We start from the raw sequence: 20,745 nt of genomic DNA on the forward strand, positions 1-20,745 counted from the left end.
TTGCTTGGTGGCAATAGCATTGTGGAACCACCTGATCCCATGCCGAACTCAGAAGTGAAACGCAATCGCGCCGATGGTAGTGTGGGAGTTCCCATGTGAGAGTAGGTCACCGCCAAGCGCCTAATTTGCTGATATGGCTCAGTCGGTAGAGCGCACCCTTGGTAAGGGTGAGGTCCCCAGTTCGATTCTGGGTATCAGCACCATATACAAAAAACCCCAGCCTATCGGCTGGGGTTTTTTGTTGTATGCGAAAAATACAAAAGACCGGCCGGTGTTGTCTTTACCCTTTGTTGTTAAATTGTTACAACAAAGCATGGCGTTACTTTCCGAACCCAATCGACCCCATTTGCAACGTGGGGGCCAGGCAACAACCTTATGTCAGGGCACGCTTACCGGCGATCGGCTCTATCCCGCGTTTGATCTACGGCTACTGCATCGATACGTGGTCCAGCAATTGGGCGCGGCTGAAGGCCAAGCCTTGTTGCAGTCGTTGACACTCCATCCCGATGAGCTTGACCATCGGCCCTTTATTTTCGCTTGGCAAATGCTGGCTGCTTTGGCGTGGGCGAGTAATCGATTGCCAGGGCCTGCTGCCGGGATCCGCTTTGGTTTGATCTTTCGGCCGACGGATCTGGATCTTCTGCTGCCTAAGTTTGCTCAATGCCGGGACTTGGCCGAGTTGTATGAGCTTACCAAGCAGGAACCTGCACTTATGGGCTGGTTAACGGACCATATCGAGCGGTTTGAGGCGGACCATTTGTGTGTGCGCTGCCTGAATGTCGGTGCGATTGAGCCCGCGGCCTTATTGTTTTTGTTCGAACACAGTGTGGCGTCGATGCTGACGATCGCCCGTCATTGCTGTGGTGGGTCGGTTCGCTTGGAGCGAGTCTGCTTTGCCAGTCCCTGCCCAGGTCCTGAAGCTGTGGCGCTGTACGAGCGATTATTGGGTTGTGCGGTGCAATTTGATTGCGATTATTTTGAATGGCGGTTGGCGCGGGAGCAGTTATCGGCGCCGGTTAACGCCGATCTGACGTCCGAGTCATTGGGGTTGTTCGAACGGCCTGAGCAAGCATCGCTGATCGATCGGGTGGTGGCGATCTTATTGCGTGCGCCGCACGCCTTTCCCTGCTTGGAGCACCTGGCTGTTCAGCTGAACCTTTCTTGCCGAACCCTTCGGCGCCGGCTCCGACAAGCCGGTACATCCTATCAAAAGATCCAGAATATGGTGCGCTGCCAGTTAGCGTTAACCTGGTTACACCAGCAGTATGACATCGAAGAGATCAGTGAGCGGCTGGGCTTCGGTGATGTCAGTAACTTTCGCCACGCGTTTAAGCGGTGGTTGGGGATCCCTCCGGGCCAGTTACTCGACGGCTAATGGCATTGGCCTAGCTCCGGCGGCAGGCTGTCGATCCATTGGCGCACCAAGGTGATGGCGTCGGTGTGGCTGAGCGCTCGCCCTATCGGGGGCATGCGATCCTTGGCGCCGAGCTGCTCCATGCGATAAGGCAGGATGGAGGCGTTGCCGTTTGCCGGTACGATATCGTAGTCCAGTCCCGCTTCTCCCCCGTCATAGCCAGGCGGCTGCTTGCACAGGCCGTATTCGTGGCTGTGGGGCTCGACAAAGAAGCCTAACCTCAGCCCGGACAAGCTGGCTTGCCCTTCGGGGCGATGACAGTGACCGCAATTCACGTCCAGGTAGCTGCGCACCCGAAGTTCGGAGGGGGCGGTATCGTCGCTTAGGGCCACGGCCGTGGGGATCGTGTTGATCTCTGGCACTCCTGTCAGCTGATCATTGGCCTGCCACCGTGCCAACTGATTGACCCCATCTGATCCGGGGCGATTGAGCAGCCGGGCTTTGGGGCCAATAGGACTGAACTGGACCCGCTCCCCTTCGGCTCGCTGGTGGCATTGCTTGCACTGGGGCTGGGACGGCACTTGGTAGGTAAAGCTTTTCTCTTCGCCTTGGTCGATTAAGGTGTGGGGGATCTGTGCCCCCGCCAGAGCCAGTTTGGCCTGCTGATCCTGCCAGACGTAGGGCAGTGCCACCCAGCCGCTCTCGCGGTGGATCAGCAGTCGGGTTTCGATCAGGGTCTCGTTGTTGGCGCCGGACAGTCCGGTATCCGCTGGCAGTGCAAAGCTTTTCACCAGCACCGTCCCTACGGGCATGCTTATCACCTCGCTATCCTGATATTCCATAGTGCTGGCTTGAGGTAAAAACAGGTAACGGTATTTGCTGGCGTGATCGGAGAACAGCTCCGCGGTGAGCAGGTATTGCTGACCCGGTTGGCGCGGATCCCGCGTTGGCTGGGTTGGATCGACAAACAGGCTGTAATCCGAGAGGCTGGGACAGTCCTCGGACATCAATGCCGACCAGTTCACTTCCGATGTGGATTGATCGCATAGGGAGGCGGCAGTGGGGGGCTCCGGCGTGGTGATGGGCGGCGTCGGTGGTGTTGGTTCCGGCGCGCGCTCCTCGCCGCCGCAAGCGGATAATCCCAGAGCGGCGCACAGGACAAGCCAGTTTAGATAAGGTGCGATCATGCAGATCCTCGCAAAAACAGGCGGGGCGGCGATGGTCGCCGCCCCGCAGAACACCTCGACGGATCACTGTGAGCAGGAGGCCGCGGGCAGGCGGCTGATCCACTTGGCGATCAGAGCGACACCGGCACCGTGAGACAGGCTGCGGCCGATCTCCGGCATACGATCACCGGGATCCGTGCTGGCCATACGGAAGTGCAGGATGGACTGCTCCGGATCGCCGGGGACGATGTCAAAGCCCAGCTCGCCGCCGCCGTAGGCTACCGGAGATTTACAGGTGCCGTGGGCCTGTTCATTGCCGGCATAGGGGCGCCAGTACTCCAGCTTCAGACCGGTGTTGGAGGCGTTGCCCTCCGGCCGGTGGCAGTGGGCACAGTTGATATCCAGGTAGCCCTTGGCCAGATCCATCACCGCAGGGTCGGCCAACTGATCCAGCGCATCCATGCCCAGCAGGCTAAATTGCGGCACGGCATCGACCTCGGCCAGATCCGCCGGCACACCGGTGAGGATCCCATGGGCCTGCCAGGCAGTCAGCTGATTGGCGACACCGTCGGCATAGGCATAGTCACCATTGAGGTTGCGTGCCTTGGGGCCGATGGGGACGAAACGTGCCACGCCATCCTCGCCTTTGTACTGGTGACACTGTTTGCACTGGTTGATGCTGGGCACCTCGTAGGTGAAGTCCAGCTGCTCACCCATGTGCACCACGCTCTGACTGAGGAAAGCGCCGGGCTTGGCCAGCACGGCATCGTCCTTGTTGGCATTCCATACGTACGGTAGGGCGGTCCAGCCGGTTTCGCGATGAATGAGCAGCCGGGTTTCCAGCAGCTCTTCACCACCCGTCGGGTTGGCGGTGTCATCCGGCATGGCGAAGGTCTTCACCAACACGCTGCCCACCGGGAAGTCGAACGCTTCATCGGTGTTGTACTGGGCGCTTTGCTCGCCGGGCACATAAACGAACCGGTACTTGCTGGCGTAATCGGTAAACAGGGCGCTGTTGAGATCGTAGGGCAGGGCACCGCTGTTGGGGGCGGTGGTGGGATCCATCGCATCGGCAAACAGGTTGTAGTCTGCCAGACTGCGGCAGTTGGCCCCCAGCAGGGCGGTCCAGTTCACCTCGCTGCCGCTGGCCGCACACAGGCTGAGATCGCCATCGCCCACTAGGCCGCCGTCGCCGTCGCCGATGTTGCCGCCGTTGCCGATGATCTCACCACCGTCACAGCCCGCAGTATCGTCATCGATGCCGCAGCCAAAGACCTGCTCACCAAAGGTGACCGTGTGGACCGGCAGGCTGATCTGACTGCAGTCGAGCAAATTGTTTTGGGTGTTTTCGTACAGAACATCGGGGATCTCCAGGCTGCCCGCCGGGTGATCGCCGGCATAGAGCTGGCCGATACTGACGTCGCCATTGTTACTGGCGCAGACATTGTCGCTGCCATCGGCGGCAAATGGGGTTTCGCGGAAGTACAGCTCGCCGAGACCATTGTTGGCAATGGCTTGCCCCAATCCGTCATAGACGATGGCGGGAAAGACACCGTGGATCCCTTGATAGGCGGCGACGATATCGGTGATCAGCTTGCCATTAGGGTTGCTGCCGCTGTTGGTGATGAGGTTGTCATGGATGTGAATGTTGCGCGGGACGGCGCGCCAGCCATCTTCAATGGCGCCGCCGGGTTGGGCGTAGTTCATGGCAAACGCCCCCATGATGTCGTTTTCGGCGATAAAGAAGCTGGAGATCGCCACGGCCATGGAGTCGTGGTCGTCGATGACGTTGTTGAACACCTCGACATCGGCGGTGGAGAGGATGATGACGCCGGTGCCGGGTGGCGTGATGTGGACGCCGCCCGGGTTGGCGCTGGCATTGGCAAAATTGTAGGTGTTGTTGCCGCGGATCTCGTTATTGAACACCCGGACACTGCTGCCGTAGCGCTGGTTGCCGATGGGCAGATCAAACACCAGCACCCCACCGGTATTGCCGATCGCGAGGTTGTCGTAGACGTCGGCGTACTTGGAGTTCTCGATCTCGATCCCAGCCACGTTCTCTTTGGCTACGTTACGGCGCACCACGATGTATTCGGACTGGCCGACGTAGATCCCGGCATCGGCTGAGCCGCGCACATAGGTATCCTCGATCAGGATGTTCTGACACTCTACCGGGTAGAGGCCGTAGGCACCGTTGTCTGCGTTGAGCTCGCCATCCCAGATGGTGGCTAGGCGACGCAGGATGATGCCATTGGTGTTCTTCAGTTTGATGCCGTTGTTTTTGGCTTCGTTGACCGACAGATCCTGGATGGTGATGTTGAGGGCGTTCTGCACGAAGATCCCATCGCCGGACTCGGCCTGGGAGAAGTCCAGCACGGTGGCGTCCTGACCATACCCCATGATGGTGACGTTCTTGGCGAAGACGCCATCGCCGTCGACGTCGCCGTCAAACAGCAGGGTGCGGTCCGGTTGGAAGGTGCCTTCCGGCAAGACGATCACGTCATTGCTTTGCGCGTTGATGAAGGCGTTGAGGATGTTTTCCGCGACGTTACCTTCGGCACTGACCATGATGGCCCCCTCAGGGAAGGTCGGGCCGGGATCCACCGGTGGCTGGGTCGGGGGCGGATCGACCACCGGGGCGGGGGCGTCATTGTCGTTATCACAGCCGGCCAAGGCTAGCGCCGCCATGGTCGCAAATATCAGTGCACGCCACCGAAAGGGTGAACTCCTCATGCTTTTCTCTCCCTGCATTATAAATAGAGTCGAACATGACTAAACTCGAACAGGAGTTTTAGAAAATCAATGTGTGAAGTGGCCAAAGTGTCGCCTAGTCCGCTGAATAGGGCGGCAGTGCAAACATGTCGTTGATGTGGGCCATCACGGGATCTTTTGTCGGTAAAATGCCGTCGAAACAAAGTCTTTGACCGCGCAAATGGAATTCAGCAAGGCAATATTGTGAGATTGGTCGATAATTTGGGGCGGAGTGAGGACATTCTGCTTGACTGGTGGCAGTATTCTCTGTTTGAACCAGGTACAAACCATAAAATAACGGAAAACAACTATGAGCTCTCAAGCCGACAATGGACGTATGTCCAAGATCCTTGATGGCATCGAACGGGTAGGCAATAAACTGCCAGACCCGGCGATCCTCTTTCTAAGCCTGATGATTGCGGTGTGGATCCTCTCCGCCATCTTCTCTACCATGACCTTTGACGCGATGGATCCGCGCACGGGCGAAGCGGTTGTCATTAAAAACCTGCTGACCCCAGAGGCGTTAACTCAGTTTCTGACCTCCATGGTGACCACCTTTACCGCGTTTGCCCCACTGGGTGTGGTACTGGTCGCCATGTTGGGTGTGGGTGTGGCTGAGCACTCCGGCTTCATCAACACCGCGTTGAAGAAGATGCTGAAGATCACCCCGGCTAAGTTCATCACCCCTGCGGTGGTGTGTGTGGGGATCATCTCCCACACCGCAACTGATGCCGGTTACGTTGTGGTGATCCCACTGGCTGGCGTGATCTTCTACGCCGTCGGTCGTCACCCTATCGCCGGTATTATGGCTGCCTTCGCCGGTGTGTCCGGTGGCTTCTGCGCCAACTTCATCCCGTCCGCGATCGATCCGCTGCTGCAGTCCTTCACTCAGGCCTCGGCTCAGACTTTGGATCCAACCATTCAGCTGAACCCGCTGAACAACTGGTTCTTCGCCGCTTCCTCCACCCTGCCGATCATCGCCGTTATTTGGTACCTGACTGATAAGGTGATGGAGCCGCGTCTGAATAAGAACACCCCGCTGGATAAAGGTGTTGAGCCACCACAGATGGACGAGATCGGCGAGCAAGAGAACAAGGCATTCCGCGTTGCGGGCTTGGCCATGCTGGCTGCCATGGGTTTTGTCGCTGCCGTGTCTCTGCCAGAGTCCTCCACCTTCCGTGCGCCTAACGGCGAACTGACCGACTTCAGCGCACCGCTGATGCAGGCCATTGTGCCGCTGATCTTCATCTTCTTCGTGATCCCGGGCGTAGTGTTCGGTTACATGAACGGCGTGTACAAACAGTCCGGTGATGTGATCAAGTCCATGTCCAAGGCAATGGAAGGCATGGCTGCGTACATCGTACTGGCCTTCTTCTGTGCTTTGTTCATTGCTGCCTTCGCATCTTCCGATCTGGCAGTACTGCTGGCCGTTAAAGGCGCTGACTTCCTTAAGTCTCTGGGCATGCCTGCGGGCGTGACCATCGTCGGCATGATCCTGCTGGTTGGCTTTGTGAACCTGTTCATGGGCTCTGCGTCTGCCAAGTGGGCGCTGATCGGTGCGGTACTGGTTCCTATGCTGATGGAGCTGGGCATTTCCCCGGATCTGGCGCAGGCCGGTTACCGTATCGGTGACTCCTCCACCAACATCATCACTCCGCTGATGCCTTACTTCCCGCTGGTGGTTGTGTACTGTCAGAAGTACGTGAAGAACACCGGTGTTGGCACCCTGATCGCCGCCATGCTGCCATACTCCTTGGCTCTGCTGACTGTATGGACCGCTTGGTTGCTGATCTACTGGGGCATTGGCATGCCACTGGGTCTGGGCGCGTCTTACACTTACGGCATGTAAGTGCGATAGCTTTAAAACCCCCAAAAGGGACGCTTCGGCGTCCCTTTTTGATCGGCAAGTGGCGGGTCAGGGAGGGCGTTAAAAGCGGTGCTCTACACCCAACGCCAAGAATTTATCGGCATTGGCTTTTGTCTCCAGCTCCCGATAGGTGTAGAAGGTGAACAGTTTGGTTGTTTTAGAGAGGTGGCGATCAATGCCGAGACTGGTTGATTGATCGTCTTCCAGAGATTGGTGCTGTAATTTTAGATCCCACCGTTGCCAACTGTACTGGCCATTTACCATGAAGCCTTTTTGGCGTACGCCGCCTTCGGAAGGTTTTTCTTGGTGGTAGATGGCACCTAGTAAGAAGGGGCCTTGACGCGTTTGTAGGGCGACTCGTTCGACATCGTAGGCAACCCCTTTATTTTGCATCTCCCTGTCTACTAAGATGGCGGCGTAAAATGGGCTCTTGTTCAGCTTGGCATCGCCATAAAATACGCCGCTGGAGATCCCGTTATTTTGTTCTGGTGAGTCGGACAGAATGTAGGTGACCGCAGCGCCGAGGTTGTTCCAAGTCGGGGTGTAATAGAACAGCGCATTGCTGGATCTCACCTCGCCTTTCCAGAGGCTACCGAAGTCAGCTTCATAGTCATTAAACAGGTCGATGCGCTTGGTGAACTCCTTGTTGATGGTATCCTCCCGGCCAAACATCGTTGTACCGAAGTCACCCCGGAAGCCGACATATTGGCCCCTAGACTTGAAGTTATCGCTGCCAGACTCCTTGGCCACGTCGACTGCCCACTCCAATTGATAAAACACTTCAATGCTGTCGTTGAGCTCACCGCTGCCTTTTACCCCGAAGCGGGAGGCGTTGCTTCGCAGCTCTTGATAACTGCCTTCCCCTTTATCGGTGTGCTGTGCCGTTAGGTTGATCTTGCCATAGAGCGAAAGTGGGCTTGCGGCTAGTGATGAGACACTGCACATGATCCCCAGTGCCAAAAGCGCGTTTCTTGTGTAAGCCATGACGGTTCCTTGTTGACGACTTAAATTACTGTTTTTCCGACGCGAGCACCGTAAGAAGCTTGCGTTTCATTTTTGTGACGGCTGGGTTGTGGAATGGCGATAGGTGCAGGGGGTTGTTGTTTGGATGTGATGGTGGTTAGTGGTGATTGAGTTGCGCTCGAATTTAAGTTGCTCCGCGGGTAATCATTGTGTCGCACAATATTATGATTTTGCTTGGTTTTGTGCTGATGCTTCCTGCTTTTTACGGGGGCTGGTGTCGGGCAAAAAGGTGTGGGTGAGCAATGTTTGTGCGTGATACCCCAAAATGCGTCATCGCAACGACTTTTCCTTGAGGATACGTCACGACAGAGGCAAGGGGCGCTGTTATCAGAGCTCGTAAACGGATCGGCCACGCAAGTCGGGTCGAGGGCTAGTGATCCCGACTTTTCCGTGTCCATTGGCTGGCCCTCAAGAGCGAGCCGGTGGTGCTATTGATGTTCTATATCGCCCGCTAGCTTTTCGCCAGCCAATTGCTGATCGTCGCACGCGAGATCTTTAGCTCGCCGGTTGACAGATGTGCAGGCCAGCTTAAGTAACGTCGTGGTCGCATAAAGCGGGGCAGCTTCTTCATCACCCGCTTCTCCAGTGCCGCCGCCTGCCAATCGCCCTTCACCACGGCAACGGGGAGCTGGCCAAATTCGGCATCGTCCACCGGCACCACGATGACCTCTTCCACGCCCTCGCAGCGCTTGAGGACGGCTTCGATGGTTTCCGGCTGGACGTTTTCGCCGCCGCTGATGAACATATTGTCGGCTCGGCCGATCACCTTGATCTGTTCACCAATGAACTGGCCCAGATCCCGGGTGGCAAACCAGCCGTCCTGATCAAACGGCGTGGTCAGACGCCCCTGTTGGTAGTAGCCGATAAAGCGGCTATCGCCGTTCACTTCGATCAGCCCTTTGTTGATGCGGATCTGCCGGCCCGCCAATGGGAAACCCGACAGCCCTTGGCTGTTGGCGGGGCCGGTGCAGATCTGTGAGCCCATCTCAGTCATGCCGTAGCTGGTGAGTGCGTTTAGCGAGTAGGGTTTTAAGCCATCTAGCAGGGACTGGGGGATCGGCCCGCCGCCAAGCAGCAGGGTTTTGAGGCCGTTCAGGCTCTGCGGTTGCTGCTCGAGCAGACGCTTAAGCTGCGTCGCCACCAAGGAGAGATGGGTGATCTTCTGCTGCACCAGGTTGTCGGCCAGTGCCTCGCTGTCCGGCAAGACGGCGGTGGCGCCACAGGTGAGGCAGCGCCAGAGGATGGCCAGGCCACCGATGTGGTACAGCGGCAAGGAGAGCAGCCAGCGATCGCCGATGCTCAACGGCGCTTGATCCTGACTGCCTTCGCCGGCGGCCAGATGGTTGAGCGTGTTGTGCATGGCGGCCTTGGGTTGGCCGCTGGAGCCGGAGGTGAGGATCAGGCTCACGCCCCGACTGGCATCGAAGCGCCATAGGGCTTCGGTGTAACCTGGGCTCAGATCCAACGGTTTGGCGGCGCAGGCCAGATCGCCCTCCTGCCACAACCATTGCAGATCCAGCGATCGGATCAAGGCTTGTTGCTGCTCGGGTACGAAGCGGGGCGACAGCGGCACAAACACTGCCCCAAGCCGCATCGCCGCGTAGAGTAGCTCAATCGCCTCCAGACGGTTTGCGCCGATATAACCGACATGATGACTTGCTTTGACCCCCTGGGCGCTTAGGTGCTCACACAGGGCGCTAATGCGCCCATCCAGTTCGATGTAACTCAGGCGGTGGCCCTGACCCTCGATGGCGATGGCGTCGCCAAAGCGTCGAGCGGCGGTGTGCAGGGGGCAGGTGATGGTGGTCAAACAAGACACTCCAATTGGGTTGCGGGGATCAGCGGACGCTCGGCCTGTTGGTTGGCAAAGCGCCATAGGTTAGGTTGGCACAGATCGGCGGCGGTGGCGCGCAGGGTGTCCAGGCCGGGTAGTTCATCCGGCGTTAACTCGGCGGCGATGGCGGCGATGGCGGCCAGCCCCAGGTTGCTTTCAAAACTGGAGGAGAGCACGCAGCGTACGCCGTCGTGCTGCGCCGCTTCGATCAGTGATTGCAGCCGTGCCAGCGAGCCGATCACCGTGGGTTTGAGCACCAGCGCTTTGACGCCAGCCAGGGATCGGTACTGGTAGTCCGGCGCTTGGGTGGTTTCATCCAGGGCCAGCGGCAATTTGTGTTGTTGGTAGAGGCGTAGGCTGTCGAGCAGCTCGGCGCAGGGCTCTTCGACGTAATCGATCTGCGCCAGTGGCACGCTCGCCGCAAACGTGGCGGCATCTTCATATGACCAGCCGCGGTTGGCGTCGATGCGCAGACGCAGCTTGGGGTTGAGCGCCAGCAGGGCATGCAGCAGTTGGATCTCCTGCTCCACTGGCGCCCGGGCGAGTTTGAGCTTTACCAAGGCGGTGCCCTTTGCCAGGGCCTTGAATTGGGCGAGCTGCTGCTCGGTGTCACCGGCCAGCAGCGGCACGGCTTGGGGAGCCAGCTGGCGCCGTGGCGTCAACAGAAACCGGGCGCTGTCCAAGGCAAAGCGGGCGGCGGCGGGCAGTGACTCTATGCCCTGCTGGCCATGGCAGAAGGCGGTCAAGGCCGTGCGGTTTTGTTCGAAGCTGTCGTGGGAAAACCCCGGCAGTGGGCTGCAATCGCCCCAGGCGCTCTGGCCGTCCTGCTCCAGCTTTACCAGCAAGCCATCGCGGTGGCTCAGGGTTTGTCCGGCAAACTTGATTGGGGTGTTTAACGCTAATCGATACTGATACAGGGAGGTGGGCAGCATGGGGATCCTTTGCGCAGGGCCAACCGGCGTTGACCGACTCTCTTGTCCGGAGCGTCAGTTTACCAGTTATTGTGCGCAAAAGGCGGCGACGAATGCCTCCGGAGCGCCGGCGTGCAGGTTGTGGCCACCGGCGCGGATCACCCGGTGCGACAGGGCGGTCCGAGCTGCCCAGTGCTGGCCCATCTCGCTGAATTTGGTGTCGTGCTCGCCGGTCAGCAAGCGAATGGGCATGGCATTGGCCAGACCGCGCAGATCCGACTGATGGCCCAGGCTGGTGCCCAGATAGAGAGCTGAGAGGGCGCGGGGATCGTTGCCGCTGCGAGCGGCGATCATCTGCGCGCGGCGCGCGTCGCTGAGATCGGCAAACACCCCTTGGCGGTACCAAGCGTCGAGGAAAGTCTGCATGGGTTGGTCCAGCATGCTTTGGTGCCAGCAGGCATCGGCCTCGAGGCGCTGTTGGCGCTGGGCAGGATCGGTTAAGCCGGGGTGAGCCGATTCCAGTGTCAGGCTGAGCAGGCGCTGCGGTTGGGAGCTTTGCAGGTGTTGGGCCAGATGCAGCGCCAGTCGGCCGCCGAGCGAGTAGCCCAGCAGGTGAAATCGGGGCAGCGCGCGCAGGCTGGCCAGCAGCAGATCCACGCAGTGTTCAAACGCCGGTGGCGTCGTCAGCTGCACTTGGGCACTGTCGCCGTGGCCGGGCAGATCGACCGCGATGCAGTGGAAACGTTGGCCCAAGGCGTCGGCCACCGGCTGCCAGTCGGCGCTGCTGCCGAGAAAGCCGTGCAGCAGCACCAAGGGGGGCAAAGTGGGATCGCCCCAGCGGCGCAGGGCCAGCGGGGCGGTGGGATCAGCCATGGGTTTGGATCTGTCGGGCCAACTCGACGATCAGCTCGGCGGATTCGCCCGCCGGCACCACCACTTCGATCACGCTGGCGCCGGCATGGGATAGGGCCGTATCCAGCGCACTTTGCAGCGCAGTTAGGCTGTCCGGTCGGTGGTAGGGCAGCTGAAACTGGGTCGCCGAGCCTTCGAAGGTGAGGCCATGGCCTAAGCGGTAATAGTCTTGGCGCAGCTGCTCCGTGGGCACCGGCAACAGGTTGAAGATGCTGCCGCCGTCGTTGTTCATCGCCAGGATCACAAACGGGGTGGTCAGTTGGCGGGCCAGGGTCAGCGAGTTGAGATCGTGCAGCAAGGAGAGATCGCCAATGCTCAGCAGGGTCGGCTCGCCTTTGGCCAATGCCACGCCACAGGCGGTGGCCAGCAGGCCGTCGATCCCGGAAGCGCCGCGATTGGTCCACAGCGTGGGGGCCCGATCTCTGGGCTTGGCCAGCATGTCATAGAGGCGGATAGGCAGGCTGTTGCCGATGAACAGTTGAGCCTGTGCCGGCAGTTGGGCCGAGAGGGTGCGTGCGGCGGACAGTTCGGTTAACGGCCCCTGCTCGAATTGATGGAAGCGCTGCTCCAGCTCGGCGTTAAGGGCCTGCAACGGCTCGGCCCAGCCACTGTATTTGGGGTTGCCCCACAGCAGGGTGGGCAACAGGCTGAGGCTGCCGACAAAGCTGCGTTTCTGGCGGTGATTGGGATCCAGCGCCTTGCGCTCGGGCAGGTAGTGCCAGAAGGACTGCCATTCCTGCGTGTTGAGGTAGGTCAGCAGCCGCTTGGAGAGCAGGCGCCCCCCCACCAGCAACACCCGGTCAGCTTGCGCCAGCAGGGTCTTGGCGTCGCTGTGATGCCAGAGCTGATCCATGTGATGGATCACCCCTTCGGCTTGGCGCAGTTGCGATTGGGAGTCGGCGATCAGCGGCCAGCCTAACTGGCGTGACAGCGCCAGCAGTTGGCGGGGATCCTGCTCCGGCGTCAAGGTGCCGGCGATGATCACCCCTTTGCCTGCGGCAAAATGCTGGCAGTCGCTCGGACACGGCAGGGCCGAGTGACTCTGGGTGGGGGCATCGATCCAGGCTCGCTTATCGTTTCGCCAGGCGTGCAGTGGGGCGAGGTAATCGCTGAAATCACTGCGCTGGGCGTCGGGGTACAGCGGCTCGCGGTACATGCAGTTGATGTGCAGTGGCCGGTTCAGATCCGCCATGGCGTGATCGATCTGGCTGAGCAGCGCGGTGGCTGGGAAGTTTTCGCTGGCGGCGGGCAGATCCAGACGGCGGGCGTAGTCGGCGAAGATGGCCGGTTGGTTGATCGCCTGATTGGCGCCGCAGTCGATCAGCTCAGGTGGTCGATCGCCGGACAAGACGACCAGCGGCACGCCGGTTTGAAACGCTTCGATCACCGCCGGATACAGGTTGGCGACCGCGGTGCCTGAGGTGGTGATGATCGCCACCGGGCTGGCACTGGCCTTGGCCAGCCCCAAGGCGGCAAAGCCTAGGCCGCGCTCATCAAAATGGGTATGACGGGCGAAGCCATCATGCTCCGCCGCCGCAAGCGTTAATGGGGTGGAGCGCGATCCTGGGGCGAGACACAGATGGCGCACGCCCAGACGGTGCAGTTCTTCGAGCAACAAGCGGGCCCAAAGCAGGTTCAGATCGGCACAGCGGTTCATAGGTAGTGGCTCATAGTCCGTTGAGGATCCCTAAAACGGTGGTCAATTTGTTGTTCAGCTCTTGCCATTCGGCTTCGGCTTGCGAGTCGGCCACGATCCCCGCGCCGGCAAACAGGGTCACCTTATCCGCGCTAAACAGGGCGCTGCGAATGGCGACGGAAAACTCCGATTGATGGGTGCCGAGATAGCCACAGGCACCGGCGTACCAGCCGCGCTCGAAACCTTCGCGCTGACGGATGAAGTTCATTGCCGCCTCGCGGGGCAGGCCACCCACGGCGGGTGTGGGGTGCAGTGCCTGCAGCAACTGCAGATCATTGACGCCGGCCTTGAGCTCGGCACGAATGCCACGGTGCAGGTGCTGAATGTGATTGAGCTTGAGGATGGTCGGGCTCTCTTCCACCCCAACATAGTCCGCCAGAGGCGCCAGTTGCTGCTCGATATGATCCCGCACTAGCTGATTTTCATGGCTGTTCTTGCTGTCATTGAGCAAGGCATTGGCCAGGGCCTGATCTTCCGCCTCGGTGAAGCCGCGCACCGTGGTGCCGGCGAGCGCTTCGGTGGAGAGCTCGCGTCCCTGACGCTGATAGAGGCGCTCCGGTGAGCAACTGATGAAGGTGTGCTCGGCGCTGAACTGGAAGCCGTATTGGTAACTGCCCGGATTGAGCATCTGCCAGGCGTGCAGCACGGTCCAGGGATCGGGCAGGGCGCTGGTGCTCAGCTGGGTCTGACGTGCCAGCACCACCTTGGGCGTGTCGGCATTAAAGTTGGGGTGGGTGATCTGCTCGATCAGCGTATTCCAGCGCGGCTGCTCCGGGATATCGGTGCGCGACAGGATATGGGCTGGCCCTAATGGCGGCAGGGGGGCGGCGGGCTCAAGCGCCAGCAGCGCTTGGCGCGCCTGGGCAAGCTCCTGTTGCCAGTCGTCTACCTGGCCGCAGAGGGCCAGGCGGATCTGGGCGCTGTCGCCATTGCGCCGCAACTCAATGCGGGGCAGGACAAAGTGCGCCTGGCCAAAATCGGGCCAAGCGGGCTGCTTGGGATCAAACGCCATGCCGCCATACAGGCGCAGATCTTCGTGATGATCGGCCCGCAGGTAATCACGATAGAGCCGATCCAGGGTTTCTGCGCTGGGTTGCCTGCTGAGGTGATGATCTCGGGCCGCACCGATGGCGGCGATCTCCTCGCCATTGCGGCGTCCGCGCCAGTAGATCTTAGGGTGCTGCTGTTGCGCTGCCAGCCAGGCGATCAGCGGTGGCGCATCGATCGCTTCACAGAGCTGCAGGCAGCGTGGGCCTGGCGAGGTCGGGCTCAATGCCTCGAGTCGATGCAGCAAGCGGGCCACGGCGGCCGTCAGCGTGAACTCTGTCACCGAAGTAATCACCTTTGAAAAAAAGACTTAACTGGCTGAAATTAAGAGTCTGAGGCGACTTCTGTCAAGTTGGGTCAGCCAGCGTGTGACCCAAGTGTCAGACCCAGACCAGCCAGAATAGACTGGCAGCGCCGGCGAGGGTGGCGACAAACGTGGGGATCCCTGGTCGCCCCCAATGGATGATATTCCATACCACCTTGATGCAGCAGGCGGTGGTCAGCAGCACCAGCGCTATCCGTAGCTGGTGCATCCACAGCAGGTGCAGGATCAGCACGACCGCTAAGATACCGATCACCGCAGTAAGCAGGCGTTCGGTACGGCTTTGCAGTGCCACCATTTCGCGCTCGGATTCTAGCATGGCTGAGCCGGAATGATCGGCATGAAACACGTGCCAGGTGAGGGCCATGAGTGCCATAAGGCTGAGCAGCATCAGTGGGATCAGCTGATACCAGGCACTGGTGCAGGCCAAAGCGATCACAAGGGGGCGGGCCCAAAAGTGTAATCGAGCAGCTGGGCAGTGGGTCGGTATGGCCATGGGGGCTCCGGAGTATTGGATTGCGCCATTAGAGCCCCGCGCGCCGGAAATGTCGCACAATTGACCGTGACGGGGCCGAAAAGTGTGGCCCCGATCCGGATTGTGAATGGGGTTTTTGTAAGCCTTGTTGCAATTGTAAATGTCAGGTTGGTAATTGTGCACTAACCCCGACAGCGGCTCACCGCCTGTTGCCAGCCATGATAGCGCTGCTGTCGATCGGCCTCGGCCATATTGGGACTGAAGCGGCGTTCGCAGGTGGCGACGTGATCTAGGCTGCTTAAGTCGGGCCAAAATTGGCTCTGCAGACCGGCCAGGTAGGCGGCGCCGGCGGCGGTGGATTCGCGGTTGTGGGGGCGCAAGACAGGTGTGGCCAGCATGTCGGCTTGGAACTGCATCAAAAAATCGTTCACCACGGCGCCACCATCGACTCGGAGCTCAGACAGGGCATAACCGGCATCCTGTTGCATCGCATCGAGCAGATCGCGGCTTTGGTAGGCGATCGCCTCCAGTGTGGCCCGCACGATGTGGTTGCGGTTGCAGCCACGGGTCAGGCCGATCAACGCGCCGCGGGCATCGGGATCCCAATAGGGCGCGCCCAACCCGGTAAACGCTGGCACCAGGTAGGCGCCAGCGGTATCGCTGACCGCTTCGGCCAAGGCCTGGGTTTCGCTGGCGTGGCGGATCAGCCCCAGCTCATCGCGCAACCACTGGATACTGGCCCCGCCCATAAACACCGCGCCCTCCAGCGCATAATGCGCCTGCTCGGCTTGGGTGCAGGCCAGGGTAGTGAGCAGGCCATGCTGCGAGCGCACCGGTTGGGTGCCGGTGTGCATCAGCATAAAACAGCCGGTGCCATAGGTGTTCTTGGCCATGCCCGGGGCGGTGCAGCGCTGGCCGAACAGCGCAGCTTGCTGATCGCCGGCGATCCCACACACCGGGATCCGGGCCTGACCGATCTGAGCCTGGCCAAAGTGAGACTGGCTGGGTTGAACCTGAGGCAGCAGGCTAGCGGGGATATTCAATGCCTCGAGCAGGCGCGGATCCCAGCGCAATTGGTGGATGTCGAACAGCATGGTGCGACTGGCGTTGGTGTGATCGGTGGCATGCACCGCGCCGCCGGTGAGGTTCCACAGCAACCAGCTGTCGATGGTGCCAAAGCGCAGCTCGCCGCGCTCCGCCCGCTCGCGGGCGCCGGGCACGTTATCCAGCAGCCAGGCGATCTTGGTGGCTGAAAAGTAGGGATCCAGCACCAGTCCGGTGGTGTCCCGCACATGCTGCTCCAACCCCTGAGCCTTGAGCCGCTCGCAGTCGTCGGCGGTGCGGCGGCACTGCCAGACGATGGCGTGGTGGATCGGCTCGCCGGTCGTCGCGTCCCAGATCACCGTGGTTTCCCGTTGATTGGTGATCCCGATGGCCGCGACTTGTTCATGGCGAACGCCGCTGCGAGCCAGCACCTCGGTCAGGGTGGCGCGCTGGCTGGCCCAGATCTCCATGGCGTCGTGCTCGACCCAGCCGGCTTGCGGGTAGTGCTGGGTAAACTCGCGCTGAGCGCTGGCAACGATGGCGCCCTGTTGATCAAACAGCAGAGCGCGGCTGGAGGTGGTGCCTTGATCGAGGGCGAGGATGAAGGTTTGTTGGGTCATATGCGGCGCTCATGGGTCAGGTTTGCTTCATGATAGCGGATCGGATGGCTGGTTTGCGCTGTGGGAGATCGGTTTGGGCGGTTGCGAGCGGCCGTAGAAGTCGACTTCGCGGTTGAGATCGTCCACCTGGATGGTGAGCCGCTGCTGCTGTCGTTCAATGGTCAGTACAACCGGCGCTGCGGGGCGATCGGCCAGCAGGCTGGCCAGCTCCTGACGGGTGAATACTGTGCTGCCGTCCACGGCGATCAATTGGTCGTCGCGGCGCAGGCCATTTTCGGCGGCGCTGGAGCCGGCTCGGACTGAATTGACGAACAGTCGATTGGGCAGCTTGGCCTGAAACAGTGCGGCGCTGTAGGCGTGTTCGGGCAGATCGCGCCTCGCCTGCTGCCACAGGGCACGGCGAGCCTGCACCAGCCGATCTGACCCTGCCCAGCCTTCGGCCAGAGCCTGCTTCTGCAAGGCCAGATCCTGCTGTTGGATGGCGCTCACCTGTTGTTTGGCCTGCTCGACCGCCGCAGTCTTGGGGGCCGCAACCTTGGCGTCGGCCGGCTGGGGGGGCGAATGCGGCGTGGCATTTTGGCTGGCGGAGGCAGGGCGTTGCGACGCCAGTGCCAGATGGGCACGGCTGTCGCCTTGCCGAGCGGCCTTGGCCATCGCCAGGAGCCAGTCAATTTCCTGGATCAACGCCTGCTTGGCTTGCGCTTGCGCGCGCAGCTCGGCCTGAGCATCGAGCAACCCTTGCAGGCGCTGCGCCGGCGACAGGCGATTGAGCTGCGCTTCGCTGGCGGTCGTCAGTGGCGGCATGGCGGTGTGATACAGCGGCGCGACGTCTTGCTCGAGTCGCTGCCAGCCCCAGAGTCCGCCGATCCCCAAAGCGATCCCAAGCAGCAGGATCAGCCCCTGCGAGGCGGCGTGGGGCAGCTTGGCGGCGCGGGATGGAAGCGGGCACATATCCTGACTCTTTATGCTGAACGTCTGTTTCACCATAAAGAGCGGACGGCGCGGTGGTTTTGATCTTCGATAAATTTCAGCGGTAATCGGCTTCGTATGGGGAGCGCTCAACCGAGCGTAGGGCAGATAAAAGGGCTGTGTCTGAGTTAATCGTTGGTCGATTTTTTTGTTTTATATCTCAGCCTATTGTATCGACTTTAAATCCCAAGTCGCGTTGGCGACGGCAAGCAAAGGGGCGAGCCCCTCTGCACACCCCCTACCGCTGCGTTTCGCTGTCCCCTCGTTTATGGTGCGCTCCAGCAGACACGCTGAAAGTCGCCATTTTTCAACGACAAAAGCGGCCGGCCGCTTTCCAAAAGGGCTCCGTTCAGCTCCCGGTCTGCCTCCACACACCAACGCTCGGCGCTGCACTAGGCGGCCTAAATGCGTTGTAGACCTCTAACTTCATCTTAGAGCTTCAACAATTACTTTAGACACAGCCGAAAAAAAGCTGTGTTTGAGTTAATCGCTGGTCGGTTTTTTTGTTTATATCTCAGCCTATTGTATCGACCTCACCCGCCAAGTCGCGTTGGCGACGGCAAGCCATCTTTGTAAGACCGTGGAGGGCGAGCCCCTCTGCACTCCCCCTACCGCTGCGTTTCGCTGTTCCCTCGCTAATGGTGCGCTCCAGCGCCAATTCCAGCAAACGGGCTGAAAGTCGGCCCGGCTGTTGATGGAGAGAGGCAACAGCAAGAGCGGCCAGCTGCTTTCAATAAGTGTTCCGCTGCGCTCCCGGTCTGCCTCCACGCACCAATGCTCGGCGCTGCACTAGGCGGCCTAAAAAGCGGCGTAAACGCTGAACTGCGCGATAAGGCTTCAACAGTTGTAAGACACAGCCGAAAAAAGGGGGCCGAGGCCACCCCAACGTCGCAGAGGGACGACGTCTAATTCTGAGGGGCCTGGGTGACAGGCGATGCAGTGTTTTTTGTAGAGGTGGCGGCCCTTTTTCGGGTTGCCGCCATCGACGGCCAGGGCACCGGTTGCGAAGGCAACCAACACCAAGGCCAGCGTGGTTTTGGCTAAGGTTTTCATCTCGTCCCCCTTGAGTGATGTGCGAAGTGCCAATGCAACACTTCAATAACATTCGCCCCGGGTTAATATTAGATTTAACTTAATTAGATTGTGATTGATTAGCGGGTGCTAAATGAGGCGTTATTGATGTGGATCAAACGCCAAGAGGGAGAGGGAAGCGACGGGAGTGACACAAAGCAAAGCGGGATGGCGCATACCATCCCGCCGCGGGATATGAGGGGTTAGAGAACTTGGGCTTGGGCCGCTGCTGGCTGGCGGCGTTGGTGCTGGCGGGCCAGCAGGATGACCGTGGTGAGCTGGACCAGCAGCGCCAGGATGACGATCCCCGGATGTGCCGTGATCCCGGCGAGGACAAAGCTCGCCAGCGCGATGCCGCCGTTGAGCAAGGCGCAGGGCAACTGCGTGCGAACATGCTCAAATTGGTCACAATCGGCGCCGGTGGAGGCGAGGATGGTCGTCTCCGAGATGGGCGAGCAGTGATCGCCAAACAGCCCGCCGGACAGGACGGCGCCGATGCTGACAAACAGCGGCGCATCGATGGCGACGGCGGTGGGGATCACCAAAGGGATCATGATGGCGAAGGTGCCCCAGGAGGAGCCGGTGGCGAAGGAGATGATCGCCGCCAGCAGGAAGGCGGTGGCGGGCACCAGCCAATAGGGGAAGCCGGCTTGCGCCTGCTCGGCGATGTAAGCGGCGGTGCCCAGCTCCTTGCCGATCCCGCTGAGCGTCCAGGCCAACACCAGAATGATCGCCACCGACATCATATTGCTCATCCCCTTGAGGTAGACCGCAATGCCGTCATTGAGCGCCCTGACCCGGTAGCCGGTCATCAGGCCGATCAGGGTGATCGCCGCAAAGAAATAGCTGGTGGATAGCGCGGCGCGAAATTCTGAGCCCGGTACCGGCTCAAAGGGGAAGCCTTTGGGGCCCAGCATGGCGATCAACACCAGGGCCATCACCAACAGCGGGGCCCAGACAAAGCTGGCTTTGGCGTTGTCGTGGCGAAACGGCTGCGCGCTCTCGCCCTGGTGGTGCGCCGAGCCGCGGTGTGGGATCCCTTGCCGCGCCTGTTGCTCAGCCAGTGCCATCGGACCGAAATCCAGACGCTTGATGGCCATCAGCGGCACGATGGCGATGGCCAGGATAGCCTAGAACTGAAATGGAATGGCGCGGATAAAGGCTTGCCAGTCGGTGGTGTCCAGCGCCAGTGCAGTGAACTCCTTCTGCAGCAGGCCCATGATGTAGACGCCCCAGCCGATAAAGGGGATCAAGATCGCCACCGGGGAGGCGGTGGAATCGATGATGAAGGCCAGTTTTTGGCGCGACAGCTTGAGTTGATCAAACAGCGGCCGGAACACCGGCCCGACGATCAGCGGCGTGCCCAGATCGGAAAAGAAGATGGCAATGCCGCCAGCCCAAGCGGCGCATTGGGCGCGCAGTCGGGTCTTGACCCAGTGCGCGATCCGCAGGGCAAAGGCGGTGCCGCCGCCGGAGCGCTCCATCAGGGCAACGAAGCCGCCGATAAACACCAGCAACACCAGGACGCCGGCGTTGTAGCTGTCGGTGAGTTGCGGCGCTAAATAACTGTTCCGAAATGTAGATCACTGAGTTCTCAGATTTGGAGGGAACTCGGCTTCCAAAGTGCGATCTGATCAATCGCCAAACCAACCAGGCCGACAAGGAAGCCGAGCCCAATGATGC

Annotated in this window: 16 protein-coding genes, 1 tRNA gene and 1 rRNA gene; 4 read left to right on the plus strand and 14 right to left on the minus strand. The window is 60.3% G+C overall.

What is annotated here, in order from left to right; genetic code table 11:
- Positions 1–3 precede the first annotated feature (3 nt).
- The 3 genes from rrf (at position 4) to ABEA08_RS10230 (ending at position 1,375) form a co-directional block, all read left to right on the plus strand.
- Positions 4–118 (plus strand): 5S ribosomal RNA (gene rrf / locus ABEA08_RS10220).
- 9 nt (positions 119–127) lie between these two features.
- Positions 128–203 (plus strand) — tRNA-Thr (locus ABEA08_RS10225).
- 110 nt (positions 204–313) lie between these two features.
- Entirely contained in the window at positions 314–1,375 is a 1,062-nt protein-coding gene (locus tag ABEA08_RS10230) for a helix-turn-helix transcriptional regulator (RefSeq protein ID WP_345335195.1), read from the plus strand.
- Here the strand turns inward: ABEA08_RS10230 and ABEA08_RS10235 are convergent.
- Both ABEA08_RS10235 and ABEA08_RS10240 read right to left on the minus strand, forming a co-directional pair.
- Positions 1,372–2,541 carry an SO2930 family diheme c-type cytochrome gene (locus tag ABEA08_RS10235; RefSeq protein ID WP_345335196.1) on the minus strand — a complete coding sequence of 390 codons (1,170 nt, stop codon included), beginning with the start codon at positions 2,539–2,541 and terminating at the stop codon, positions 1,372–1,374. The two genes, ABEA08_RS10230 and ABEA08_RS10235, sit on opposite strands and share 4 nt — an antisense overlap.
- 63 nt (positions 2,542–2,604) lie before the next feature.
- A complete protein-coding gene (locus ABEA08_RS10240; RefSeq protein ID WP_345335197.1) occupies positions 2,605–5,253 on the minus strand; it encodes a parallel beta-helix domain-containing protein in 2,649 nt (882 codons plus the stop codon).
- A gap of 328 nt (positions 5,254–5,581) precedes the next feature.
- Here ABEA08_RS10240 and ABEA08_RS10245 point away from each other — a divergent pair, with 328 nt between their 5' ends.
- Entirely contained in the window at positions 5,582–7,120 is a 1,539-nt protein-coding gene (locus ABEA08_RS10245) for an AbgT family transporter (RefSeq protein WP_345335198.1), read from the plus strand.
- Between the two features lie 78 nt (positions 7,121–7,198).
- On the opposite strand, the gene ABEA08_RS10250 is transcribed toward ABEA08_RS10245, so the two are convergent.
- The 12 genes from ABEA08_RS10250 to ABEA08_RS10305 all read right to left on the minus strand — a co-directional run bounded on the left by ABEA08_RS10250 (position 7,199) and on the right by ABEA08_RS10305 (position 20,582).
- Complete coding sequence (locus tag ABEA08_RS10250) at positions 7,199–8,122, minus strand: porin (protein ID WP_345335199.1); 924 nt, start codon at positions 8,120–8,122, stop codon at positions 7,199–7,201.
- A gap of 490 nt (positions 8,123–8,612) precedes the next feature.
- Positions 8,613–9,971, minus strand: coding sequence for an o-succinylbenzoate--CoA ligase (gene menE / locus ABEA08_RS10255; RefSeq protein WP_345335200.1), 1,359 nt, complete (start codon positions 9,969–9,971; stop codon positions 8,613–8,615).
- Positions 9,968–10,927 carry an o-succinylbenzoate synthase gene (menC, locus tag ABEA08_RS10260; protein ID WP_345335201.1) on the minus strand — a complete coding sequence of 320 codons (960 nt, stop codon included), beginning with the start codon at positions 10,925–10,927 and terminating at the stop codon, positions 9,968–9,970. Before menC ends, menE begins: the two co-directional genes overlap by 4 nt.
- 66 nt (positions 10,928–10,993) lie before the next feature.
- On the minus strand, positions 10,994–11,779 hold the full coding sequence (menH, locus tag ABEA08_RS10265) for a 2-succinyl-6-hydroxy-2,4-cyclohexadiene-1-carboxylate synthase (RefSeq protein ID WP_345335202.1): 786 nt from the start codon (positions 11,777–11,779) through the stop codon (positions 10,994–10,996).
- Positions 11,772–13,475: a 2-succinyl-5-enolpyruvyl-6-hydroxy-3-cyclohexene-1-carboxylic-acid synthase gene (gene menD / locus ABEA08_RS10270; RefSeq protein ID WP_345335203.1), complete on the minus strand. Its 1,704-nt coding sequence runs from the start codon at positions 13,473–13,475 to the stop codon at positions 11,772–11,774. The genes menH and menD overlap by 8 nt, the downstream gene beginning before the upstream one ends.
- A 10-nt stretch (positions 13,476–13,485) precedes the next feature.
- Positions 13,486–14,844: an isochorismate synthase gene (locus ABEA08_RS10275; RefSeq protein ID WP_345335204.1), complete on the minus strand. Its 1,359-nt coding sequence runs from the start codon at positions 14,842–14,844 to the stop codon at positions 13,486–13,488.
- Between the two features lie 97 nt (positions 14,845–14,941).
- On the minus strand, positions 14,942–15,379 hold the full coding sequence (locus ABEA08_RS10280) for a hypothetical protein (protein WP_345335205.1): 438 nt from the start codon (positions 15,377–15,379) through the stop codon (positions 14,942–14,944).
- A gap of 161 nt (positions 15,380–15,540) precedes the next feature.
- On the minus strand, positions 15,541–17,022 hold the full coding sequence (glpK, locus tag ABEA08_RS10285) for a glycerol kinase GlpK (protein ID WP_345335206.1): 1,482 nt from the start codon (positions 17,020–17,022) through the stop codon (positions 15,541–15,543).
- 27 nt (positions 17,023–17,049) lie between these two features.
- Positions 17,050–17,973: a PDZ domain-containing protein gene (locus ABEA08_RS10290; RefSeq protein ID WP_345335207.1), complete on the minus strand. Its 924-nt coding sequence runs from the start codon at positions 17,971–17,973 to the stop codon at positions 17,050–17,052.
- 855 nt (positions 17,974–18,828) lie between these two features.
- Positions 18,829–19,044: a c-type cytochrome gene (locus tag ABEA08_RS10295; RefSeq protein WP_345335208.1), complete on the minus strand. Its 216-nt coding sequence runs from the start codon at positions 19,042–19,044 to the stop codon at positions 18,829–18,831.
- A gap of 221 nt (positions 19,045–19,265) precedes the next feature.
- Positions 19,266–20,189 (minus strand): Na+/H+ antiporter NhaC family protein, encoded by a 924-nt coding sequence (locus ABEA08_RS10300; protein ID WP_345335210.1) that lies wholly within the window; start codon positions 20,187–20,189, stop codon positions 19,266–19,268.
- Between the two features lie 3 nt (positions 20,190–20,192).
- Positions 20,193–20,582, minus strand: coding sequence for a hypothetical protein (locus ABEA08_RS10305; RefSeq protein ID WP_345335209.1), 390 nt, complete (start codon positions 20,580–20,582; stop codon positions 20,193–20,195).
- Positions 20,583–20,745 lie beyond the last annotated feature (163 nt).

The sequence above is a fragment of the Ferrimonas pelagia genome, from assembly GCF_039543565.1.
In the GTDB taxonomy this organism is placed as follows: Bacteria; Pseudomonadota; Gammaproteobacteria; order Enterobacterales; family Shewanellaceae; genus Ferrimonas; species Ferrimonas pelagia.

What these genes read in the sequence shown, in the direction of transcription:
- ABEA08_RS10280 (WP_345335205.1), bottom strand. Translation starts at nt 15,379, where the DNA reads ATGGCCATACCGACCCACTGCCCAGCTGCTCGATTACACTTTTGGGCC.
- menC (WP_345335201.1), bottom strand. Translation starts at nt 10,927, where the DNA reads ATGCTGCCCACCTCCCTGTATCAGTATCGATTAGCGTTAAACACCCCA.
- ABEA08_RS10295 (WP_345335208.1), bottom strand. Translation starts at nt 19,044, where the DNA reads ATGAAAACCTTAGCCAAAACCACGCTGGCCTTGGTGTTGGTTGCCTTC.
- ABEA08_RS10290 (WP_345335207.1), bottom strand. Translation starts at nt 17,973, where the DNA reads ATGTGCCCGCTTCCATCCCGCGCCGCCAAGCTGCCCCACGCCGCCTCG.
- ABEA08_RS10245 (WP_345335198.1), top strand. Translation starts at nt 5,582, where the DNA reads ATGAGCTCTCAAGCCGACAATGGACGTATGTCCAAGATCCTTGATGGC.
- ABEA08_RS10240 (WP_345335197.1), bottom strand. Translation starts at nt 5,253, where the DNA reads ATGAGGAGTTCACCCTTTCGGTGGCGTGCACTGATATTTGCGACCATG.
- ABEA08_RS10250 (WP_345335199.1), bottom strand. Translation starts at nt 8,122, where the DNA reads ATGGCTTACACAAGAAACGCGCTTTTGGCACTGGGGATCATGTGCAGT.
- menD (WP_345335203.1), bottom strand. Translation starts at nt 13,475, where the DNA reads ATGAACCGCTGTGCCGATCTGAACCTGCTTTGGGCCCGCTTGTTGCTC.
- menH (WP_345335202.1), bottom strand. Translation starts at nt 11,779, where the DNA reads ATGGCTGATCCCACCGCCCCGCTGGCCCTGCGCCGCTGGGGCGATCCC.
- ABEA08_RS10235 (WP_345335196.1), bottom strand. Translation starts at nt 2,541, where the DNA reads ATGATCGCACCTTATCTAAACTGGCTTGTCCTGTGCGCCGCTCTGGGA.
- ABEA08_RS10230 (WP_345335195.1), top strand. Translation starts at nt 314, where the DNA reads ATGGCGTTACTTTCCGAACCCAATCGACCCCATTTGCAACGTGGGGGC.
- glpK (WP_345335206.1), bottom strand. Translation starts at nt 17,022, where the DNA reads ATGACCCAACAAACCTTCATCCTCGCCCTCGATCAAGGCACCACCTCC.